Here is a 19,278-nt window from a genome sequence, read left to right as displayed (position 1 = left end):
GAGGAATTCATGACCACATTGGAAATGCCTCACGTCAGCGAATGTACGGTCAGCGACTGCTCGTACAACCACGATGGCTGCCACGCCTACGCGATCAATGTGGCCGGGGAGAACGGCCACGCCGACTGCACCACCTTCATTCCGCTCTCGAGCAAGGGCGGGCTGGATCGCGTCACCTCCATGGTCGGCGCCTGCCAGCGCGCCGACTGCACCCACAACAAGGATCTCGAATGCACCGCGCCGGAGATCCGGGTCGGCCTCGGTTCGTCCGACCATACGGCGAACTGCCTGACCTACACACCGGCCTGACGGCTGCGGCGGTCAGCGCGACTCGATCGTAGCGATGCGGTCGGGTCGCGCTGGCCGCTGTGCGGATATCAGAAGTAGACGCCCGGTACGCAGTAGCCCGTGACCAACTGGCGGTCGCCGTAGCGGACGGTCGCCGCGTCCCACCGCGCGCCCAGATCGCGGACGAAGGTCCGCGCCACCTCGAGATCGGCGCGATCGGCGATCAGGACGAGTGTGCCGTCCTCGGTGACCGAGCCGCCGCCGAGTCGTTCCCGCGCCACCGGATCCGCCAGCAGGGCATCGTGCACGCGCGACAGCTCGACGCCGGGCACCCGCACGAGGAACCCGTCGGCGCGCTCGTCGTCGGCCGGGAGGAATTCGATGCCCACCACGGCTTCCTGGTTGTAGCGCACCCGCAGGTCGTCGGCGATCCAGCACAGATTGTCGCGCCCGGTGCAGGCCAGTTCGAAACGACGGGCGGGCTCATAGGTGAGCTGGCGGGACTGCTCCGACCAGTAGACGCCGTCGACGGGTTCGGAGTACACCGTGAGCCCGAGCTCCATGGCCGCCGTGAGATTCACTTCCAACTCGAACTGGGTGAGTGGATCATCCAGCCGGGGATCGGCCGGGTCGGTGATGGTGGCGGTATTCCACGTGCCGACCAGCTCCGCGGTGGGCCGCAACGGGTCGTCGGGCGCGCACGACCACGGGCCGTACGCCTCGGCGGTACCGCCGCCCGCCGTGAGCAGCGCGCCGGTGAGCGCGAGCACGACGGCGAATGCGGCGACGATTCTGCTGGTGATCATTCGGCTGTACCCCCTCGCAGGGTCGACCCGACCACCGCTCGGGCGAATCGAGCAGCCTCCACAGTGTAGAACCGGACCGCACGCCCCGGCGGCGCATTGCCCACGATTCGACGGTTCTCGCGGGCGGTTCGGTCGCTCGGTCTGCGCTCAGCGCGGCAGGCGCGGGTAGGGCAGGTCGGTGCAGGTGGTTTCACTGACCGCCAGGGGGCGTCCGATCTGCGGGAAGGCGCGTTGCGGGCAGTCGGGGCGCTCACAGACCTTGCAGCCCGCGCCGATGGGCACCGCGGCGGCGGGGTCGTCGAGTTGCAGTCCCTGGGAGTACACCAGGCGGTCCGCGTACTCCAGATCGCAGCCGAGGCCGATGGCGAATTCCTTGGGGCCGGTGCCGAATCCGTGCGGGGCGGGATTGGTGGTGCGCGCGATCCACAGGTAGCGGCGGCCGTCGGGCATGGACGCCACCTGGGTGAGGGTGCGGCCCGGATTGGCGAACGCCTCGTAGACCACCCACAGCGGACAGCTGCCGCCCACCCGGGAGAAGTGGAATGCGGTGGCGGACTGGCGTTTCGAGATGTTCCCGGCGCGGTCGGTGCGGATCAGGAAGAACGGCACCCCGCGATGTCCCTGCCGCTGCAGCGTGCTCAGCCGATGACAGACCGTCTCGAAGCCGACCTCGAAGCGCAGGGCGAGCAGGTCGATGTCGTAGCGCAGTTCCTCGGCGCTGCGCAGGAACTTCCCGTACGGGAGAACGAGCGCCCCGGCGAAGTAGTTGGCCAGTCCGATGCGGGCCAGCGCGCGGGATTCGCCCGCCAGCGACGGGGTTTCGTCGAGCACCTCGTCGAGGAGCTGGCCGTAGAGCAGGAAGGCGAGGGTGGTGGCGATCTGGAAGGCGCGCTGTCCGGGGCGTAGCCGCCGCGCCAGGGTGAGAGTTCGGGTTTCCGTGTCGTAGTGGCGCTTCGGGATATTCGGGTCGGCGCCGTCGCCGCGCACCAGGACGGTCACACCCGCGCGTTCCTCGGCCACCCGCGCCAGCTGCCGGTCCAGTGAGCCGATGGTGAGCCCGCATTCCTCGAACAGCCGCTCGGCGGCCAGATCCAGGTGGGCGATGTGATTGTGGTGGTCGTAGAAGAAGTCCCGCACATCCTCGTAGGGCATGGGCACGCCGGGCGCGCCGGTGGGCGCGGCCACCTTGGAAGACAGCAGATCCAGTTGGTCGGTTGCGGCCCGTAGCCGCCGGTGCATGGCGACGATGATCTTGGCGACCTCGGGTAATCGGGTGGCCAGGTCTTCGACCTCGGCGACCGGCGCGGAGTTGCCGCCGCTGGCCTCGACGAGCACCTCGTGCAGATCCGAGACCAGCCGGGCGTCGGAGTCCGCGGCGAAGAACTGCACATCGAGGTCGAAGGTCGAATTCAGTTTCAGCAGCACGGGAATCGTGAGGGGTCGCTGATCGCGCTCCAGCTGGTTGAGGTAGCTGGGGGACAGATCCAGAGACTTCGCCAGCGCGGCCTGGGTCATCCGCCGTTCCTCGCGCAACCGCCGTAGTCGGGCACCCGCATACATCTTGCGCACGCGTGGAACTCTACCCAGATGACTTCGCAATCATCGCAATTTCGCGCGGGTTCGTAGCCGGAAATCTGCTACTGCAAGGTATTTTCGCGCCACGCGGAGAGTGCGTAGCGTGCGAAGAAAGAACCGTCGCTCCATTTATGAGCAAAACATATGAAGACCCATATAGTACGTGTTCTCGCCGTCGCCGAGGCGTTTCCGCGGCAGGAATCTCGAGCGGGAACGTTTGCCGAGGTCGCTGCCGGCCCGCGGCACCGACCCGCTCAGCGGTCGAGTACGAGCGCCTGCGCGGCGATCACCGTGGCGCCGTCGTGGGTCACCGACGGCGAGCCGTGCAGCCGGTAGCCCTCGTCCAGCAGCGCGCTCACCCGTGCGCAGAAGGTCGCGTCGTCGGGACCGGTGATGAGTCGGTAGCGCAGCGGCGGATTCGCGGTCATGACACCGATCCTAGGAGGCCGGTCGCCCAGGCATGATCGAGTGCGTTCGGGCCAGTTGTTGCCGACTGGCTCTGTATTCGCAGACCAGTTGTCGACATATTGGTCGAATGTTGCTTCGACGGTTGATCGCGCTCTATGTCGGATTGGTGCTCTACGGGCTGTCGATGGCCGTCATGATTCGAGCCGGGCTGGGTTTGGATCCGTGGGATGTGTTCCATCAGGGCGTGGACCTGCGGGTGCCGATCAGCTTCGGTGCGGTGGTCGCCGTGACCGGGGTGGCGGTGCTGCTGGCCTGGATTCCCCTGCGGCAGCGGCCAGGTCTGGGCACGGTGAGCAATGTGGTGGTCATCGCGGTGGCCGTGGATGCCGGGTTGTGGCTGTTGCCGCAGGTACACGGGCTGGGCTGGCGGATCGCCGCCATGGGGATCGCGGTCGTGGTCAACGCCGTCGCGACGGTGCTCTACATCGGTGCGGGCATGGGCCCTGGACCGCGGGACGGCCTGATGACGGGACTGGTACGCCGCACCGGTCGACCGGTCTGGATGATCCGCACCGGCATCGAGGCCACCGTGCTGGCCACCGGCTGGCTGCTCGGCGGCAGCGTGGGCATCGGAACCCTGGTCTACGCCTTCGGAATCGGCCCGCTCATCCAACTGATGATCCCGTTCGTGGACGACTGGCTGCCGGGCTTCCGTGATCCGGACAGCGCCGCGCCGGAACAGCCGTCGCCCGCCGCCGGTGTGCCCGCCGGGGTGGGAAATCCCTAGGCGTTCCGGGACTTCCGGGACAGCTCGGTGGCACGGCGGCGGCGCAGGTCGGACACGGACACCGGCCCGGACCCGCCCGTGTGGAGCATTCGGTCGCAGTCGAGCAGGAACGCCGCCAGCAGCGGCCGCAGCGTCGCGGGCGCACCCGGCTCGAACACCAGGCGGCGCTCCCCGACGGTGACGACGAATCGGGCGTACGCGGTCCCGTCGGCACGCGAGACCGCCCAGGCCGAATCACGCCTGCGGGTGCAGGTGATGGCGGCCAGCGGTGCGGCCGCACCGTCGCGGACGAGGTAGGCCAGCCGCGCGGGGTCGCTCCGGTCGGCGTCGATCCATCCCACCGGGGTGCCGCGGTGATCGTCGACGCCGAGGACACCGTCGCCGCCGCGCACGCCGAACCTCACCGCGCCGTCCGGAGTCGCCAGGGTGTGCAGGGTGCGCCCGGACCGGTGGCCCAGCCACACCGGATTCCCGGCGCGGTCGACGATGTCGAGCCCGCGGGCCCGCCAGGCGTCCGCGTCCGACCCGGCCGCGGCCGTCAGCGCCACCGCCTTTCGGCGACTGCGCGCGGCGACGACCGCGACCACGGTCCACGCCGCCAGGGTCGCCAGGTCGGCCAGAACCGCCCAGCTCAGCCGGATCCACAGCACCGCGGCGGTGTCCTTGTACGCACCGGTGACCGGTGCGATGCGGACGCCGACCGTGCCGCCTCGGTCGAAGGTGTTGGCGCCACTGATCGTGCCGCCGCCGGTGCTGCCGTCCGGCCGTGTCCACCGCCCCCAGCAGCGGATGTTCTTCCCGCCGGAACAGCCCACCACGACGGCCTCCGCCCGTGGTCCCGCCGTGAACGCGTACAGCGCCAGACCCGAATACGTGTTGACGGCCAAGAGAATCGCGAACGTCAGCGCCAGCGCCAGGACTCTGCGGGGGTGCATCGACCCACCGTAGGCGCGATGGGGGCGACGGGTCGCTGCGCGGTGCGGCCGAAGGGTGGCGGTGCTCGTGTGCATCCGGGTCGCGTGGTCGAGCGCAGCAGGCGCAGTTCTGGCCGCCAGCAGTGATACGTATTGGACGGTCGCGTTTGTGCTGCGGCAGGCTGGGATCCGACGGACAATAGGGTCCGGCTCGGCATACGGAGGACACCATGGCGAAACCCGGCCCATCGGCGCGACTAGACGTCACCGAGGGGGCGCTGGCGCACAACCTGCCCTATCTCGCGCTGGGTTCCGGTCGGCCGCTGGTATTCCTGCGCTGGTTCACCCCCGACCATGCCAATCCCACCGGCTGGATGCGGACCTCGGAGATCAAGACGTTGAGTCCGCTCGCCCGGCACTTCCGCGTCTACGCGGTGAACCGGGCGCCCGGCACCCCGGCGGGCACCACCATGGCCGATATCGCCGACCAGCATGCCGAGGCGCTGCACAAGGAATTCGGTGAACCCGTGGATGTGATCGGCGTGAGCTCCGGCGGTTCGGTCGCACTACAACTGGCCGCCGACCATCCGGAGGCGGTGCGCCGACTGGTGGTCGTCTCCTCCGGCTATCGGCTGGAACCGCACGTGCGGGAGGCGCAGCTGAACTACGCGCGGGCCGTCGAGTCCGGACGGCGCGGGATGCACCACATCGCGGGCGAAACCATCCAGAACCCCGTGGCCGCGCGCCTGGTGGCCGCGGCGGCGTGGCTGCTCGACCCGCTGGCGCGGCCGCACGACCCCGCCGCCACCGCGGCGTTCATCCGCGCCGAGGACGCCTTCGACCTCACCGACCGGCTGGGTGAGATCAGCGCGCCCACCCTCGTCCTCGGCGGTGACAAGGACGCGGCCTACCCGGTGCGGAACCTGGAGTTCACCGCCGCGGGCATTCCGGGCGCTCGCGCGCGGGTGTATCCCGGCGCCTCGCACATGGGCGCGATCAAGGACCCGCGGCTGGTCGCCGACGTGGTGGACTTCCTCACGGACTGAGGCGGGAAGGTCCGCGGCCATCGGCCGCGGACCTCCGCTACTCCGGGCGCGGTGGTGCCCGGGCCACGCGGGCTCAGCGCACGGCATCCGCGGCCGCGCGCATATTGCGCAGCGCGGCCTCCACCTCGACCGGACCGCGGGTCTTCAGCCCGCAGTCCGGATTCACCCAGAGCCGTTCGGCGGGTACGGCTTTCAGCGCGGCCCGCAGCGAACGCTCGATCTCCGCCACGCTGGGTACGCGCGGGGAGTGGATGTCGTACACGCCGGGACCGATGCCCAGCGCGAAGCCGGCCGCATTGAGATCGTCGAGCACCTCCATGTGCGAGCGGGCCGCCTCGATGGAGGTGACGTCGGCGTCCAGGGCGGCGATCGCGTCGATCACCTCACCGAATTCCGAATAGCACAGATGCGTGTGGATCTGGGTCGCGTCGGAGACCCCGGAGGTGGCCAGCCGGAACGCGGCCACCGACCATTCCAGGTACTCCGGCTTGGCCTCGGCCCGCAGCGGCAGCAGCTCTCGCAGCGCCGGTTCGTCCACCTGGATGACGCGGATGCCCGCCGCCTGCAGGTCCACCGTCTCCTCGCGGATCGCCAGCGCCACCTGCCGCGCCGAATCGGCCAGCGGCTGGTCGTCGCGCACGAACGACCACGCCAGAATGGTCACCGGACCGGTGAGCATGCCCTTCACCGGCTTGTCGGTGAGCGATTGCGCGTACTCGATCCATTCCACCGTCATGGGCGCGGGCCGGGCCACATCGCCGAACAGGATGGGCGGCCGCACGCAGCGGGTGCCGTAGGACTGCACCCAGCCGTTGGCGGTGGCGGCGAAGCCGTCGAGCTGCTCGGCGAAGTACTGCACCATATCGTTGCGCTCGGGCTCGCCGTGCACCAGCACATCCAGGCCCAGCCGCTCCTGCAGCGCGATGACGTCCGCGACCTCGGCGCGCATCCGCTCGGTGTACTGCTCGGCGGTGAGATCGCCCCTGGTGTACGCGGCGCGTGCCTTGCGGATCTCCGGCGTCTGCGGGAACGAGCCGATGGTGGTGGTCGGCAGCAGCGGCAGGTTCAGCCGATCCCGTTGCAGCGCGGCCCGATCCGCCGCCGGTGCGCGCCGGGTCGCGGCGGACCCCAGCGCCGCCAGCCGCGCCCGCACGGTGTCGTTGCGCAGCCGCGGGTCGGTGGCCCGATTCGCCAGCGCCGCACGGGCGGAAGCCAATTCGGCGGCGACCTCGTCGGTGCCCCGGTGCAGGGCGGTGGCCAGCATCCGCACCTCGGCGACCTTCTCGTCACCGAACGCGAGCCAGGAACGCAGCGCCTCGTCGAGTCCGGGCTCCGCCGTCAGCGTGTACGGCACGTGCAGCAGCGAGCAGGAGGACGACACCACCAGCGCGCCGGTACTGCCGAGCAGGGTGGCGAGGGTGGACAGCGCCCGGTCGGGATCGGTGCGCCAGATATTGCGGCCGTCGACCACACCGGCCACCACGAGCTTGTCGCGCAGGGGCCGGACCGCGGCCACGTCCTCGACGGTGGTTCCGGCGGTGAAGTCCAGGGCGATCGCCTCGACCGGGGTGGAGGCCAGCACCGGCAGTGCGGCGTCCGGATGCCCGAAGTAGGTGGCGACCAGGACGGCCGGGCGGTCGGTCGCGGACGCGAGGTCGCTGTAGACGGTGCCGACCAGTGCGAGTTCGTCGGCGGTGAGATCGGTCACCAGCACCGGTTCGTCGATCTGCACCCACTCCGCACCCGCGGCGGCCAGGCGACTCAGCAGGTCGCGGTACAGCGGCAGCAGTTCGGCCAGGCGCGACAGCGGCTCCGCGCCCACGCCCTTGGCCAGTTTCAGGAAGGTCAGCGGACCGATGACCACCGGCCGCGCGGGAACGCCGAGTTCCTGTGCCTCGGCCAGCTCACCCAGCAGTTTGTCCGAGTTCAGGGCGAACCGGGTCTCCGGGCCGATCTCCGGGACCAGGTAGTGGTAGTTGGTGTCGAACCACTTGGTCATCTCCAACGGCGCGACCGCGTCGGTGCCGCGCGCCGCCGCGAAGTAGCGGTCCAGCGGATCGGCGATCTCGGCCACCCGCGGCGGCAGCGCGCCGAGCAGGACCGCGGTGTCCAACATCTGGTCGTAGTAGGAGAAGGTGCCGACCGGGATCGAATCCAGTCCCGCGGCGTGCAGCGCGGTCAGCTGCGAGTCCCGCAGCTTCCGCCCGACAGCGTGCAGCGCGTCGGCGTCGATGCGCCCGGCCCAGTAGGACTCGGTCGCCTTCTTCAACTCCCGATTCGGCCCGATGCGCGGAATGCCGAGCACCGTGGCGGTGAAGGAGGTCGGTGTATTGGTCACGGATATTTCTCCAGTGTTCCAGAGCCACTGGCCACCACCGCGGGCGCGAACAGCCGTGCCACGCGCACACCGAACGGCATGCGAATACGCACATGCGGTCCATCGCCCAATCCACGAGGCGGAGGCCGCCGGGTACGGCGTACCCGGCACAGTCGGCAGGTCTTCGGACTCACGGGCTCCGGCCGAATGGCCGACCTACTGGCCGTCGCTTCCCAGGTGTGGCACCCAGTGCGTGGTACGGCGGTCGTTCCCGTTTACCGCTGCGGGACAGTCCCGGATTCTCACCGGGTTCCCTCTCACCGGAAGAACTCACCCGTGGTGAGCTTCCGGTTTCGACGCCGACTGGGGGCTCCCGTCCGGCGAACCGATTGCGCTGCCGAGCATATCGCCGCGCCGACGGCTCCGGCGACGGGGCCGGAGCCGGGCCGGTGTGTATCGTCCGGATGAACACATCTTCGCAACCTGGCTAACGTCGGTTGTGAAGATTCCTGCGAACCCGACATCGTGACCGAAGGGTGTCCGGGGAGCAGGTACCTTAGGCGGATGTTCTCCAAAGTCCTGGTCGCCAACCGCGGCGAGATCGCCATTCGCGCCTTCCGCGCGGCATACGAACTCGGCATCGGCACGGTCGCCGTCTTTCCCCATGAGGACCGCAATTCGGTCCACCGGTTGAAGGCGGACGAGGCGTATCAGATCGGCACGCCCGGACATCCGGTGCGCGCGTACCTGTCGATCGAGGAGATTCTCGAGGCTGCGAAGACCTCGGGGGCCGACGCGGTTTACCCCGGTTACGGTTTTCTTTCCGAGAATCCCGACCTCGCGGCGGCGTGCGCCCGCGAGGGGATCACCTTCATCGGCCCGTCCGCACAGGTGTTGGAGCTGACCGGGAACAAGGCCCGCGCGATCGCCGCGGCCAAGGCCGCCGGGCTGCCGGTGCTGACCTCCAGCGCACCCTCCGCCGACGTGGACGAGTTGCTGGCGGCCGCCGAGACCATGGACTTCCCCGTATTCGTCAAGGCCGTGGCCGGTGGCGGCGGCCGCGGTATGCGCAAGGTCGACGACCGCGCCCAACTGCGCGAGGCGGTGGAGGCGGCCATGCGCGAGGCCGAATCCGCCTTCGGTGACGCGACGGTGTTCCTGGAGCAGGCGGTGGTCAACCCCCGCCACATCGAGGTGCAGATCCTCGCAGACTCGCACGGCGACGTGATCCACCTCTACGAACGCGACTGCTCGCTGCAGCGGCGGCATCAGAAGGTGATCGAACTCGCGCCCGCCCCGAACCTGGATCCGGCCGTGCGTGACCGGATCTGCGCCGACGCGGTGGCCTTCGCTCGCCAGATCGGCTACAGCTGCGCGGGCACGGTGGAGTTCCTGCTCGACGAGCGCGGCCGACACGTGTTCATCGAGATGAACCCGCGCATCCAGGTCGAGCACACGGTGACCGAGGAGATCACCGATGTGGACCTGGTGCAGGCGCAGATGCGCATCGCCGCCGGGGAGTCCCTGGCGGATCTGGGGCTGCGGCAGGAGTCGATCACGATCCGGGGCGCGGCGCTGCAGTGCCGCATCACCACCGAGGATCCGGCCAACGGGTTCCGGCCCGACACCGGCCGCATCACCGGCTACCGGTCGCCGGGCGGGGCGGGCGTGCGGCTGGACGGCGGCGCGAACGTGGGCGCCGAGGTCGGCGCGTACTTCGACTCCATGCTGGTCAAACTCACCTGCCGCGGCCGTGACTTCGCCACCGCGGTCGCGCGCGCCCGCCGGGCGGTGGCCGAGTTCCGCATTCGCGGCGTCACGACCAATATCCCGTTCCTGATGGCGGTGCTCGACGATCCGGAGTTCCGGGCCGGACGGGTCACCACCTCGTTCATCGACCAGCGGCCGGAACTGCTCACCCAGCGTTCCTCGGCCGACCGCGGCACCAAGATCCTGCGGTATCTGGCCGACGTCACCGTGAACAAGCCGCACGGGCAGCGCACGACCACGGTGTATCCGCACGACAAGCTGCCCGCATTGGATACGACGGTGCCGCCGCCCTCGGGGTCCCGACAGCGGCTGCTGGAACTCGGGCCGGAGGGGTTCGCGCGCTGGCTGCGGGAGCGGCCCGGCGTCGCGGTCACCGACACCACCTTCCGCGACGCGCACCAGTCGCTGCTGGCCACCCGGGTGCGCACCAACGGGTTGCTGGACGTGGCCGGGCATGTGGCGCGGATGACGCCCGAGTTGCTGTCCATCGAATGCTGGGGCGGTGCGACCTACGACGTCGCGCTGCGGTTCCTCTACGAGGACCCGTGGGAGCGCCTGGCCGCGCTGCGCGAGGCGATTCCGAATATCAACCTGCAGATGCTGTTGCGCGGGCGCAATACCGTCGGCTACACCCCGTACCCGGAAAAGGTCACGCGCGCTTTCGTTTCCGAGGCCACCGCGACCGGCATCGACATCTTCCGCATCTTCGACGCGCTCAACAACGTGGACCAGATGCGGCCCGCCATCGACGCCGTGCGCGAAACCGGAACGGCCATCGCCGAAGTCGCCATGAGCTACACCGGCGACCTGTCGAATCCGGACGAGAACCTCTACACGCTCGACTACTACCTCAAGCTCGCCGAGGAGATCGTCGACGCCGGGGCGCATGTCATCGCCATCAAGGACATGGCCGGTCTGCTGCGGGCTCCGGCGGCGGCGACGCTGGTCACGGCATTGCGCCGGGAGTTCGAGCTGCCCGTGCACGTGCACACCCACGACACCCCGGGCGGTCAGCTGGCCACCTATCTGGCCGCCTGGCAGGCGGGTGCGGACGCCGTCGACGGCGCCTCGGCCCCCATGGCGGGCACCACCTCCCAGCCCGCGCTGTCGGCCATCGTCGCGGCGGCGGCGAACTCACCGCACGACACCGGGCTGAACCTCCAGCACGTGTGCGATCTGGAGCCGTACTGGGAGGCGCTGCGAAAGGTGTACGCGCCCTTCGAATCCGGGCTGCCGGGGCCGACCGGGCGCGTGTACCACCACGAGATCCCGGGCGGGCAGCTGTCGAATCTGCGCCAGCAGGCCATCGCCTTGGGGCTGGGCGACCAGTTCGAGGAGGTGGAGGCCAAATACGCTGCCGCCGACCGGATGCTGGGCCGCCTGGTCAAGGTCACCCCGTCGTCCAAGGTGGTCGGCGACCTGGCGCTGGCGCTGGTCGGCACCGGCGTGGACGTGGACGAATTCGCCGCCGACCCCGGCCGCTACGACATTCCCGATTCGGTGATCGGTTTCCTGCGTGGGGAATTGGGCACACCGGCTGGTGGCTGGCCGGAGCCGTTCCGCTCGCGCGCGCTGGCCGGACGCGGCCCGGCCAAGCCGGAAACCCAGCTCACCGCCGAGGACGAGGCCGGGTTGAACGGGACCTCGGAGCAGCGGCGCGCCACCCTGAACCGGCTGCTGTTCCCCGGGCCCACCGCCGAATTCCTGGCCCACCGCGAGAAGTACGGCGATACCTCGGGGCTGTCGGCCAACCAGTTCTTCTACGGTCTGCGCCACGACGAGGAACACCGTGTCCAGTTGGAGAAGGGCGTCACCCTGCTCATCGGCCTGGAGGCCATCTCCGAACCCGACGAGCGCGGGATGCGCACCGTGATGTGCATTCTCAACGGTCAGCTGCGGCCGATCATGGTGCGCGACCGCTCGATCGCCAGTGAGGTCCCCGCCGCCGAGAAGGCCGACAAGACCAATGCCGGACATATCGCGGCCCCGTTCGCGGGTGTGGTCACGCTGTCGGTCGGCGACGGCGACACCGTCGGCCCCGGCGACACCATCGGCACCATCGAGGCCATGAAGATGGAGGCGGCCATCACCGCGCCGCGCGGCGGCACGGTCAAGCGCGTCGCCATCGGCAAGGTGCAGCAGGTGGAGGGCGGCGATCTGCTGATCGAGCTGAGCCTCAACGAGGCCGCGGCGGAGTGACGCGCATCGTCGCGGGCAGTGCGGGCGGGCGGCGGCTGCGGGTGCCGCCCGCCGGGACCCGGCCCACCTCCGATCGAGTACGCGAGGCGCTGTTCAGCGTGCTCGCCGCGCGGCTTGACTTCGACGGGATACGCGTCGCGGACCTGTACGCGGGCTCCGGGGCGCTGGGATTGGAGGCGCTGTCGCGCGGAGCCGCGCGGGCGCTGCTGGTGGAATCGGATCGCAAGGCCGCCACGGTGATTCGAGGCAATATCGGCGATCTCGGACTGCCCGGGGCCGAACTGCGGCAGGGCAGTGTGGCCGCCGTGCTGGCGTCGCCGCCCGCCGACGGGCCGTACGACCTGGTGTTCTCGGATCCGCCGTACGCCCTGGACGTCACCGGGGTGATCGCCGATCTCGGTCTGCTCGCCGCCAACGGATGGCTGGTCGACGGTGCGCTCGTGGTGGTGGAACGTTCCAGCCGCTCACCGGAACTCGCTTGGCCCGCAGGGTATTACCCGCTGAAGTCGCGCACCTACGGAGAGACCCGGATCGACCTGGCGGAGTACGAGGCAGGGCCGTGAGCAGCGCCTGCTAGCGTCGGCCCATGGCTGGAGCAATCTGCCCGGGATCCTTCGACCCGGTGCACAACGGACATCTCGATGTGATCACCCGCGCGGCCGCGCAGTTCGACGAGGTCGTGGTGACGGTGGTGGTGAATCCGAACAAGAAGGGGATGTTCACCGTCGACGAGCGCATCGAGATGATCCGCGAGGTCACCGCCCACCTGCCGAACGTGCGGGTGGAGCGCTGGCAGGGTCTGCTCGTCGACTTCGCCAAGCAGCAGGGCATCACCGCCATCGTGAAGGGCCTGCGCGACGCCACCGACTTCGGCTACGAAATGCAGATGGCCCAGATGAACCGCAAACTCACCGGCGTCGACACCTACTTCATCGCCACCAACCCCCAGCACGGCTTCATCTCCAGCTCCCTCACCAAGGAGGTCGCCACCCTCGGCGGCGACATCTCCGACCTCCTCCCCGAACCGGTCCACAAGCGCCTCTTGGCCCGCATCGCCGAACGCCGCAAGTGAGCCCCGCGCCCGTGCCCCACGGCACGGGCGCGGTGGATTCACCCGCGTGGACCGCTAGTCGGCGGATTCCGCTTCGAGGAGGACAGTCACGTCGAGGGCCAATGGCAAGGACGGCGGAGGATCGAAGCCCTTCCGCAACTTCACGACCGCCATGAGTTCTCTTCTGCTGACGCAGCAGACACACAACTTCGGAGCGCACCGATTCCGGCAGGTCGGCGAGAAATGCGCTCGCCTCGCAGCGTGAACAAGACTCGCCCAGCCGGCCGACGTTCCGCAGTGAGCGCTGGCCGCATACCGGGCACTTCCACTCCGTCAATGTGTTGCCCACCCGCGCATTGTGGCAGCTCGGACGCGCCCGCTCTACGTCGCCGGGCGGGCGCGGCGACGTAGCGCTATAGCGCGCGGAAGGTGAGGGGTTGTGGGGTGGGGAGGGCTGCCTGGTGGATGTAGCCCGCGCGGTTGAGGCGGCGGGCGCGCGTGAGAGCGGCGCGGACCCGGGCGCCGATCTCGGGGGAGGGGAGTTCGGCGGCGGACCAGCGGACGACGTGGAAGCCCAAGGCGCGCAAGGACTCTTCGCGGCGCATGGCCGCTCGGCTCGCTGCCGCGTCGGTCGTCCCCGTGCGCGTCATACCCGTGTTCGTAGCGGCGGATGTGGGTGCGCGTCGGGGCGGGTAGTGCTGGTCGAAGAGGCCGATGACGCCGGTATCGGGGAAGTAGAAGTCGACGTGGTCGACCAGGCGTCCGCCGGTGGTGAAGACCTCGCCGCGGGAGTACGGGACCGGGAGGCCGAGGCGTCGGAACAGGACGCGGCTGCGGGATTCGCCGATGCTGGCGCTGTGCGGGTCCAGGAACTCCGCCACCCGGTGCGCCTGGGTGCAGCCGTGGCGGCGCTTGGCCGTCCCGAGTTCTTCCTCCAGATCGAGGGCGCTGACCCCGAACCGGCGGGCGATGGCGTCTCCGGCCACCACCGCGGCCTCGAATGGCAGCGTGCGCGCGAGATCGACGATGGTGCGCGCGGGCGTGGTCACCACCAGCCCGCCCCACTCCACCACCCGGTCCACCCGCGCGCAGTGCACCCGCACGTCGGTCCGCACCCGCCCGCCGCCGCGCCGATTGCGCGTCACGCACACCCGACCCAGCTCCGCCGTCGGAATCGGGGCCCCGTACAGCACCGCCGCCGACTGGTGGCTCACGATCGCCGCCACCGACAGTCCCGGCACGGCCGCCTCGATCAGCAGCCGATGTCGTTCGGCCGCACCGAGATCCGCGTACGTCGCCTGCTCGGCGTACACCCCGCGCCGCACCCGCCGCCACGTTCCACCCGCGCACCGCCGCCGGATCTCGTCGTCATCGACCCCCGCCAGCAGCACCTCGGGCCGCCGATGCACCGGCGCGGCGCTCATGCGCCACGCCGACGGAGAGTACGGACGATCGCGGGGTGCACGCGAGGCCGCCCCGGAACCCGCTGGTGCGCAGGCGCTCCCGACACCCCACCGCCGCGCCGCCCGACCCGGCTTCCCACATAACGCTTCATGGCTCGAACCTCCCGAGGAATCGCACTGAACCGATTGATTCCGCACCGCACCACCGCCGAACCACCATGGCGCTGAACCGAACCGGCAACACACCGACGCGATGCGGAACCGCAGCGGCCCGCACCGGCTCCGAACCGCTATGCCTTCCTTGGACGCGCCACACCGCGCCGAGGTTCCCCCGATTCCGGACCAGTTCTTTCCCGCACCGCGAGCAAGCTGCCGCTACCGCCACCGACCGTGTACGCGACCGGGGTATCGCGGCATACGGATACTCGGCTGTAGCACCGATCAGTACGCAGTGCCGGGACGTTCGCGGCCCGCGCGAGGTACGTGCATCGCAGCGGGTCGCGGGCTCAGCCGGTTCGCTAGAACACCCAGAGGCGCAGGGTCAGGAAGCGCAGGGTGCCGACGCCGGCGGTGATGCCGAGGACCGCGGCGGCCTGGGCGGGGCCGCCCAGTTGCGGCGCCGTCCACTCGAGCAGGGCGATGGCTCCGGCGGTGATGGCCAGGCCGGTCAGGGCCAGCGCGCCGCCCTCGAGCTGCGCGGTGTGCCAGCGCACGCGTTCGGAGGCGTGGAAGGTGAGGCGCCGGTGCAGTTCGTTGGCCATCGCCGTGCTCACCACCGACCCGGCCAGATTGGCCAGTTGCGCCCCACTGCCGTAGAGGGTCACGAACAGCAGCAGGTAGCCGATATTGCTGAGACCGCCGACCAGGGCGAATCGGATCAACTGGGCGAAGGCGTGCTCACCGCGCAGGAAGGAGCCGAGCTGTCCGATCCAGTGCGCCCACGCGCGTCGCAGCGTGAGATAGCCGTCGGTGTAGACGGTGAGGACTTCTCCGGCGGGGATGATGGCCCGCTGCGGTAGATCCAGGACGGTCATTGTCTCTTCCGATCGAACTCGCCGAACCCGGGGCCGGTGGGCCAGGTACGACTGCGCTGTCGGAGATAAATGTAGCATCAACCGGAGGGTTTTCCTCCACTTTAATCTGTGGCCTGCGAGACACTCTGTGCGCTAGGAAACAGTGGCCGACACGCCGGAGTCGCACACAGTTGACAGCCGCCCCTCGGGGCACACTGGCCAGAAGCGGAGAGTGTCGCCGTGAGTCCGGCAGGAGAAGTGGGGTAGCAGTATGTACCGGGTATTCGAAGCACTCGACGAGCTCGTCGCCATCGTCGAAGAGGCGCGTGGGATTCCGCCCACCCGCAACTGCATCGTGCCCAGAGGCGAAGTACTGGAACTGCTCGACGATGTGCGCGAGGCCCTGCCCGGCGAACTCGATGACGCCCAGGACGTGCTCGATCACCGCGACAAGATCGTCACCGATGCCCGCACGGCCGCCGACACCACCGTCACCACCGCCAATCAGCAGGCCGATCACACGGTCACCTCCGCGCGCGAGGAGGCCGACCGCATCCTGGCCGACGCCAAGGCGCACGCCGACCGCATGGTCGCCGAGGCCCGCGCGCACGCCGACCACCTGGTCAGCTCGGCGGAGCAGGAGGCCGAACGCACGGTGGCCGAGGGCAAGGCCGAGTTCGAGGCGGTCACCGGCCGCGCCCGCGTCGAGGCCGAGCGGATGACCGCGGCCGGACAGGCTTCCTACGACCGCTCGGTCGCCGACGGCAAGGCCGAACAGGAACGCCTGGTCTCGCAGACCGAGGTGGTGCGCGCCGCGCACGCGGAATCCGCGCGGCTCATCGACACCGCCCAGGCGGAGGCGGACCGCCTGCGCGAGGAATGCGACCAATACGTCGACGGCAAGCTCGCGGACTTCGAGGACACGCTGAACAACGCGCTGCGCGTGGTCGGCAGGGGGCGCACCCAGGTGCGTACCGCACCGAGCGTCCCGGATTACGCGGCGGACTTCCGGCGCTGAACGAGATCTGGGCCGTGACTGGGATTCGGGCCTGACCGGGATGTGGGCACCGGATGGGATTTGGGCGCGGACCGGCTCGTCCCGTATTGTTGAGTGGTTGCCCATTCCACACCGAGCGTGAGTGAGTTCGTGATGTCCGCCCAATCCGGTTCCAATCCGCGTCACCGTCGTCAGGCGACCGACGCGGGTTTCGTGCTGGACGTGCGCAGTCTCGGACGTGCACCCGGATCGATGAAGCAGGTGCGCCGTACCGTCACCACCGACGCGAAGATCGGCCTCGAAATGGTCGGCATTCCCGCCGGTGCGCAGGTCGAGCTGGATCTGACCCTGCAGGCGGTATCCGAAGGCGTCCTGGTCACCGGCACGGTCTCCGCGCCGATCGAGGGCGAATGCTCGCGCTGCCTCGAACCGTTCACCGACGAGATCGAGTTGCGGCTCACCGAGCTGTTCGCCTACCCGGACAGCGCGACCGAGCAGACCACCGAGGAAGACGAGATCCACCGCCTGGTCGACGACCTGATCGACCTGGAACCGGTGGTCATCGACGCCGTCGGCCTGGAACTGCCGTTGCAGCCGCTGTGCGAACCCGACTGCCCGGGACTGTGCCCGGAATGCGGGGTACGGATGGCGATTGCGGGTTCCGAACACGGCCATGAGATACTTGACCCTCGCTGGGCCAAGCTCGCGAGCCTTGCTGTGCAGAACGGTGCCGACGGCACCGGGGCAAACCAGTCAGCCGATTCAGATTCAGAGGAGAAGTAGTCGTGGCCGTTCCGAAGCGCCGGATGTCTCGTGCCAACACCCACTCGCGCCGGAGCCAGTGGAAGGCCACCGCGCCGACCCTGATCACCTGCCCGAACCGGGCCTGCGGCGAGAAGACCCTGCCGCACATCGCGTGCCCCAGCTGCGGCACCTACAAGGGCCGCCAGGTCACCGCTGCCGTCTGATTCTCGGACCTCCGGTAGCGCAACCGTGACCGCCAGCAAGGACGCGGCGGACGTACCCGCCGTAGGCGACTCAGCCGACCACACCAGCCTGCTCGAGGCGCTCGGCGTCGATGTGCGACCGGACCTGCTGCGCCTCGCGCTCACCCATCGCTCGTACGCGTACGAGAACGGCGGACTGCCGACCAACGAGCGACTGGAGTTCCTGGGCGATTCGGTGCTCGGGCTGAGCATCACCGAACGCCTGTATCTGGAACACCCGGACAAGTCCGAGGGTGAGCTGGCGAAGCTGCGCGCGAGCGTGGTCAATATGCACGCGCTCGCCGAGGTGGCGCGCGGGCTGGGCGAGGGCGGCCTCGGCCGTCACCTGCTGCTGGGCAAGGGCGAAGAGCTCACCGGCGGCCGGGACAAGCCGAGCATTCTCGCCGACGGTATGGAGTCGCTGCTGGGTGCGGTGCACCTGCAGCACGGCATCGATGTCGCGCGCAGCGTGGTGCTGCGTCTGTTCGCGGACCTGCTCGAGCGCGGCCCCCGCATGGGCGCCGGGCTGGACTGGAAGACCAGTCTGCAGGAGCTGACCGCGGAACGCGGTATCGGCGTGCCCAGTTACGAGATCACCTCGACCGGGCCCGACCACGACAAGGAGTTCACCGCCACGGCGGTGATCGGTGGTCGTGCCTACGGTCAGGGTGTGGGCCGCTCCAAGAAGGAAGCGGAGCAGAAGGCGGCCGGGGCCGCCTATCAGTCGCTGCACGCCGAGACCGTGGAGAACCCAGGGGCCTGATGCCCGAACTTCCCGAAGTCGAAGTCGTACGACGCGGCCTCGCCGAGCATGTGGCGGGCCGCGTCGTCGAGTCCGTCACCGTCAAACATCCACGCTCGGTGCGCAGGCATGTGCCCGGCGGCGACGATCTGGCCGCGCGGCTGGCCGGCCTCCGCGTCGAGGCGGCGCAGCGCCGCGGCAAATTCCTGTGGCTCACCTTCGACGAGCCCGATACCGCGCTGGTCGTGCATCTGGGCATGAGCGGGCAGATGCTGGTGCAGCCCGCCGACGCGCCCCTGGAGAAGCACGCCCACATCATCGCCGCCCTCGATTCCGGCAGTGAGCTGCGCTTCGTGGATCAACGCACCTTCGGCGGCTGGATGCTCGCCCCGCTCGTCGAGGTGGACGGCACGCCGCTGCCGGACGCGGTGGCGCATATCGCGCGCGATCCGGTCGACCCGCACTTCGATCCGGACGCGGTCGTGACGGTGTTGCGACGCAAACATTCCGAGATCAAGCGGGTACTGCTCGATCAGACCGTGGTCTCGGGCATCGGCAACATCTACGCCGACGAGGCGCTGTGGCGAGCCGGGATCCACGGCGAGCGCATTGCCGCCAAGCTCTCCAAGCCCGCCCTGCACGGTCTGCTCACCGAGGTGCGGGCGGTGATGGGCGAGGCGCTGCTCGCGGGCGGCACCTCCTTCGACGCGCTCTATGTGAACGTCAACGGCCAGTCCGGCTACTTCGAGCGCTCGCTCAACGCCTACGGCCGCGAGGACGAACCGTGCCGCCGCTGCGGTGCGCTCATGGTGCGCGAGAAGTTCATGAACCGGTCCTCGTTCTCCTGCCCGCGCTGCCAGCGCCGACCCCGCCCCTGAACTGGGGGCTTGCCCTCCGGCCACCCGACGGCCTCGCCGCGATCACTTTCAGGCGCTACCGTTTTTCTATCGGCCGCACTGCGCGGCCATGGAGGACG

At 69.5% G+C, this 19,278-nt stretch carries 18 protein-coding genes and 1 riboswitch; of the genes, 11 read left to right on the top strand and 7 right to left on the bottom strand.

Features of this window, described 5'->3' with window-relative positions; genetic code table 11:
• Window positions 1–9 precede the first annotated feature (9 nt).
• Window positions 10–309, top strand: a complete 300-nt coding sequence (locus ON31_RS21525; protein ID WP_039816370.1) for a DUF1540 domain-containing protein — start codon at window positions 10–12, stop codon at window positions 307–309.
• A gap of 68 nt (window positions 310–377) precedes the next feature.
• On the opposite strand, the gene ON31_RS21520 is transcribed toward ON31_RS21525, so the two are convergent.
• The 3 genes from ON31_RS21520 to ON31_RS35750 form a co-directional block, all read right to left on the bottom strand.
• On the bottom strand, window positions 378–1,094 hold the full coding sequence (locus tag ON31_RS21520; RefSeq protein WP_085996461.1) for a hypothetical protein: 717 nt from the start codon (window positions 1,092–1,094) through the stop codon (window positions 378–380).
• Window positions 1,095–1,241: 147 nt separating this feature from the next.
• A complete protein-coding gene (locus ON31_RS21515) occupies window positions 1,242–2,663 on the bottom strand; it encodes a short-chain fatty acyl-CoA regulator family protein (RefSeq protein WP_039816161.1) in 1,422 nt (473 codons plus the stop codon).
• 260 nt (window positions 2,664–2,923) lie between these two features.
• Entirely contained in the window at window positions 2,924–3,097 is a 174-nt protein-coding gene (locus ON31_RS35750; RefSeq protein ID WP_081592622.1) for a DUF1737 domain-containing protein, read from the bottom strand.
• A 107-nt stretch (window positions 3,098–3,204) separates the two neighbouring features.
• On the opposite strand from ON31_RS35750, the gene yczE reads away from it, so the two are divergent.
• The gene (gene yczE, locus ON31_RS21510) at window positions 3,205–3,864 is read left to right on the top strand and encodes a membrane protein YczE (protein ID WP_039816160.1); all 660 of its coding nucleotides are present in this window, start codon (window positions 3,205–3,207) and stop codon (window positions 3,862–3,864) included.
• Here the strand turns inward: yczE and ON31_RS21505 are convergent.
• Window positions 3,861–4,799, bottom strand: coding sequence for a hypothetical protein (locus ON31_RS21505; RefSeq protein ID WP_039816159.1), 939 nt, complete (start codon window positions 4,797–4,799; stop codon window positions 3,861–3,863). The genes yczE and ON31_RS21505 overlap by 4 nt on opposite strands.
• A gap of 209 nt (window positions 4,800–5,008) precedes the next feature.
• On the opposite strand from ON31_RS21505, the gene ON31_RS21500 reads away from it, so the two are divergent.
• Complete coding sequence (locus ON31_RS21500) at window positions 5,009–5,824, top strand: alpha/beta fold hydrolase (protein WP_039816158.1); 816 nt, start codon at window positions 5,009–5,011, stop codon at window positions 5,822–5,824.
• A gap of 73 nt (window positions 5,825–5,897) precedes the next feature.
• On the opposite strand, the gene metE is transcribed toward ON31_RS21500, so the two are convergent.
• Window positions 5,898–8,162, bottom strand: coding sequence for a 5-methyltetrahydropteroyltriglutamate--homocysteine S-methyltransferase (gene metE, locus ON31_RS21495; protein WP_039816157.1), 2,265 nt, complete (start codon window positions 8,160–8,162; stop codon window positions 5,898–5,900).
• A 137-nt stretch (window positions 8,163–8,299) separates the two neighbouring features.
• Window positions 8,300–8,508: riboswitch (cobalamin riboswitch) on the bottom strand.
• A gap of 197 nt (window positions 8,509–8,705) precedes the next feature.
• Here metE and ON31_RS21485 point away from each other — a divergent pair.
• Genes ON31_RS21485 through coaD form a run of 3 tightly spaced genes read left to right on the top strand, consistent with a single transcriptional unit; the run spans window position 8,706 to window position 13,182 of the window.
• Window positions 8,706–12,110 (top strand): pyruvate carboxylase, encoded by a 3,405-nt coding sequence (locus tag ON31_RS21485; RefSeq protein ID WP_039816154.1) that lies wholly within the window; start codon window positions 8,706–8,708, stop codon window positions 12,108–12,110.
• On the top strand, window positions 12,107–12,673 hold the full coding sequence (rsmD, locus tag ON31_RS21480) for a 16S rRNA (guanine(966)-N(2))-methyltransferase RsmD (protein ID WP_039816152.1): 567 nt from the start codon (window positions 12,107–12,109) through the stop codon (window positions 12,671–12,673). Before ON31_RS21485 ends, rsmD begins: the two co-directional genes overlap by 4 nt.
• 23 nt (window positions 12,674–12,696) lie before the next feature.
• The gene (coaD, locus tag ON31_RS21475) at window positions 12,697–13,182 is read left to right on the top strand and encodes a pantetheine-phosphate adenylyltransferase (protein WP_039816150.1); all 486 of its coding nucleotides are present in this window, start codon (window positions 12,697–12,699) and stop codon (window positions 13,180–13,182) included.
• A 392-nt stretch (window positions 13,183–13,574) separates the two neighbouring features.
• On the opposite strand, the gene ON31_RS21470 is transcribed toward coaD, so the two are convergent.
• Together ON31_RS21470 and ON31_RS21465 are read right to left on the bottom strand one after the other, a co-directional pair.
• Window positions 13,575–14,585, bottom strand: coding sequence for a hypothetical protein (locus ON31_RS21470; protein WP_039816148.1), 1,011 nt, complete (start codon window positions 14,583–14,585; stop codon window positions 13,575–13,577).
• Window positions 14,586–15,082: 497 nt separating this feature from the next.
• Complete coding sequence (locus ON31_RS21465) at window positions 15,083–15,598, bottom strand: GtrA family protein (protein ID WP_029930083.1); 516 nt, start codon at window positions 15,596–15,598, stop codon at window positions 15,083–15,085.
• A gap of 250 nt (window positions 15,599–15,848) precedes the next feature.
• Between ON31_RS21465 and ON31_RS21460 the strand changes: the two genes are divergently transcribed.
• The 5 genes from ON31_RS21460 (at window position 15,849) to mutM (ending at window position 19,180) form a co-directional block, all read left to right on the top strand.
• The gene (locus ON31_RS21460; protein WP_029930082.1) at window positions 15,849–16,595 is read left to right on the top strand and encodes a polarized growth protein Scy-related protein; all 747 of its coding nucleotides are present in this window, start codon (window positions 15,849–15,851) and stop codon (window positions 16,593–16,595) included.
• Between the two features lie 132 nt (window positions 16,596–16,727).
• On the top strand, window positions 16,728–17,357 hold the full coding sequence (locus tag ON31_RS21455; protein ID WP_029930081.1) for a YceD family protein: 630 nt from the start codon (window positions 16,728–16,730) through the stop codon (window positions 17,355–17,357).
• Window positions 17,358–17,359: 2 nt separating this feature from the next.
• Window positions 17,360–17,542 (top strand): 50S ribosomal protein L32, encoded by a 183-nt coding sequence (rpmF, locus tag ON31_RS21450; protein ID WP_029930080.1) that lies wholly within the window; start codon window positions 17,360–17,362, stop codon window positions 17,540–17,542.
• A gap of 25 nt (window positions 17,543–17,567) precedes the next feature.
• A complete protein-coding gene (rnc, locus tag ON31_RS21445; protein ID WP_029930079.1) occupies window positions 17,568–18,323 on the top strand; it encodes a ribonuclease III in 756 nt (251 codons plus the stop codon).
• Window positions 18,323–19,180, top strand: a complete 858-nt coding sequence (mutM, locus tag ON31_RS21440; RefSeq protein ID WP_039816146.1) for a bifunctional DNA-formamidopyrimidine glycosylase/DNA-(apurinic or apyrimidinic site) lyase — start codon at window positions 18,323–18,325, stop codon at window positions 19,178–19,180. The genes rnc and mutM overlap by 1 nt, the downstream gene beginning before the upstream one ends.
• The last annotated feature ends 98 nt before the right edge of the window (window positions 19,181–19,278 follow it).

It is taken from the genome of Nocardia otitidiscaviarum NBRC 14405, assembly GCF_000308635.1.
GTDB lineage: Bacteria > Actinomycetota > Actinomycetes > Mycobacteriales > Mycobacteriaceae > Nocardia > Nocardia otitidiscaviarum.
Note: the sequence above shows the minus strand (reverse complement) of the source record. Positions and strands in the feature narration are given on the sequence as shown.

Coding starts and splice junctions, on each gene's coding strand:
- mutM (WP_039816146.1), top strand. CDS start 18,323: ATGCCCGAACTTCCCGAAGTCGAAGTCGTACGACGCGGCCTCGCCGAG.
- ON31_RS21505 (WP_039816159.1), bottom strand. CDS start 4,799: ATGCACCCCCGCAGAGTCCTGGCGCTGGCGCTGACGTTCGCGATTCTC.
- ON31_RS21470 (WP_039816148.1), bottom strand. CDS start 14,585: ATGAGCGCCGCGCCGGTGCATCGGCGGCCCGAGGTGCTGCTGGCGGGG.
- ON31_RS21455 (WP_029930081.1), top strand. CDS start 16,728: ATGTCCGCCCAATCCGGTTCCAATCCGCGTCACCGTCGTCAGGCGACC.
- ON31_RS21485 (WP_039816154.1), top strand. CDS start 8,706: ATGTTCTCCAAAGTCCTGGTCGCCAACCGCGGCGAGATCGCCATTCGC.
- coaD (WP_039816150.1), top strand. CDS start 12,697: ATGGCTGGAGCAATCTGCCCGGGATCCTTCGACCCGGTGCACAACGGA.
- ON31_RS35750 (WP_081592622.1), bottom strand. CDS start 3,097: ATGACCGCGAATCCGCCGCTGCGCTACCGACTCATCACCGGTCCCGAC.
- yczE (WP_039816160.1), top strand. CDS start 3,205: ATGTTGCTTCGACGGTTGATCGCGCTCTATGTCGGATTGGTGCTCTAC.
- ON31_RS21500 (WP_039816158.1), top strand. CDS start 5,009: ATGGCGAAACCCGGCCCATCGGCGCGACTAGACGTCACCGAGGGGGCG.
- ON31_RS21520 (WP_085996461.1), bottom strand. CDS start 1,094: ATGATCACCAGCAGAATCGTCGCCGCATTCGCCGTCGTGCTCGCGCTC.
- ON31_RS21525 (WP_039816370.1), top strand. CDS start 10: ATGACCACATTGGAAATGCCTCACGTCAGCGAATGTACGGTCAGCGAC.
- ON31_RS21460 (WP_029930082.1), top strand. CDS start 15,849: ATGTACCGGGTATTCGAAGCACTCGACGAGCTCGTCGCCATCGTCGAA.
- ON31_RS21465 (WP_029930083.1), bottom strand. CDS start 15,598: ATGACCGTCCTGGATCTACCGCAGCGGGCCATCATCCCCGCCGGAGAA.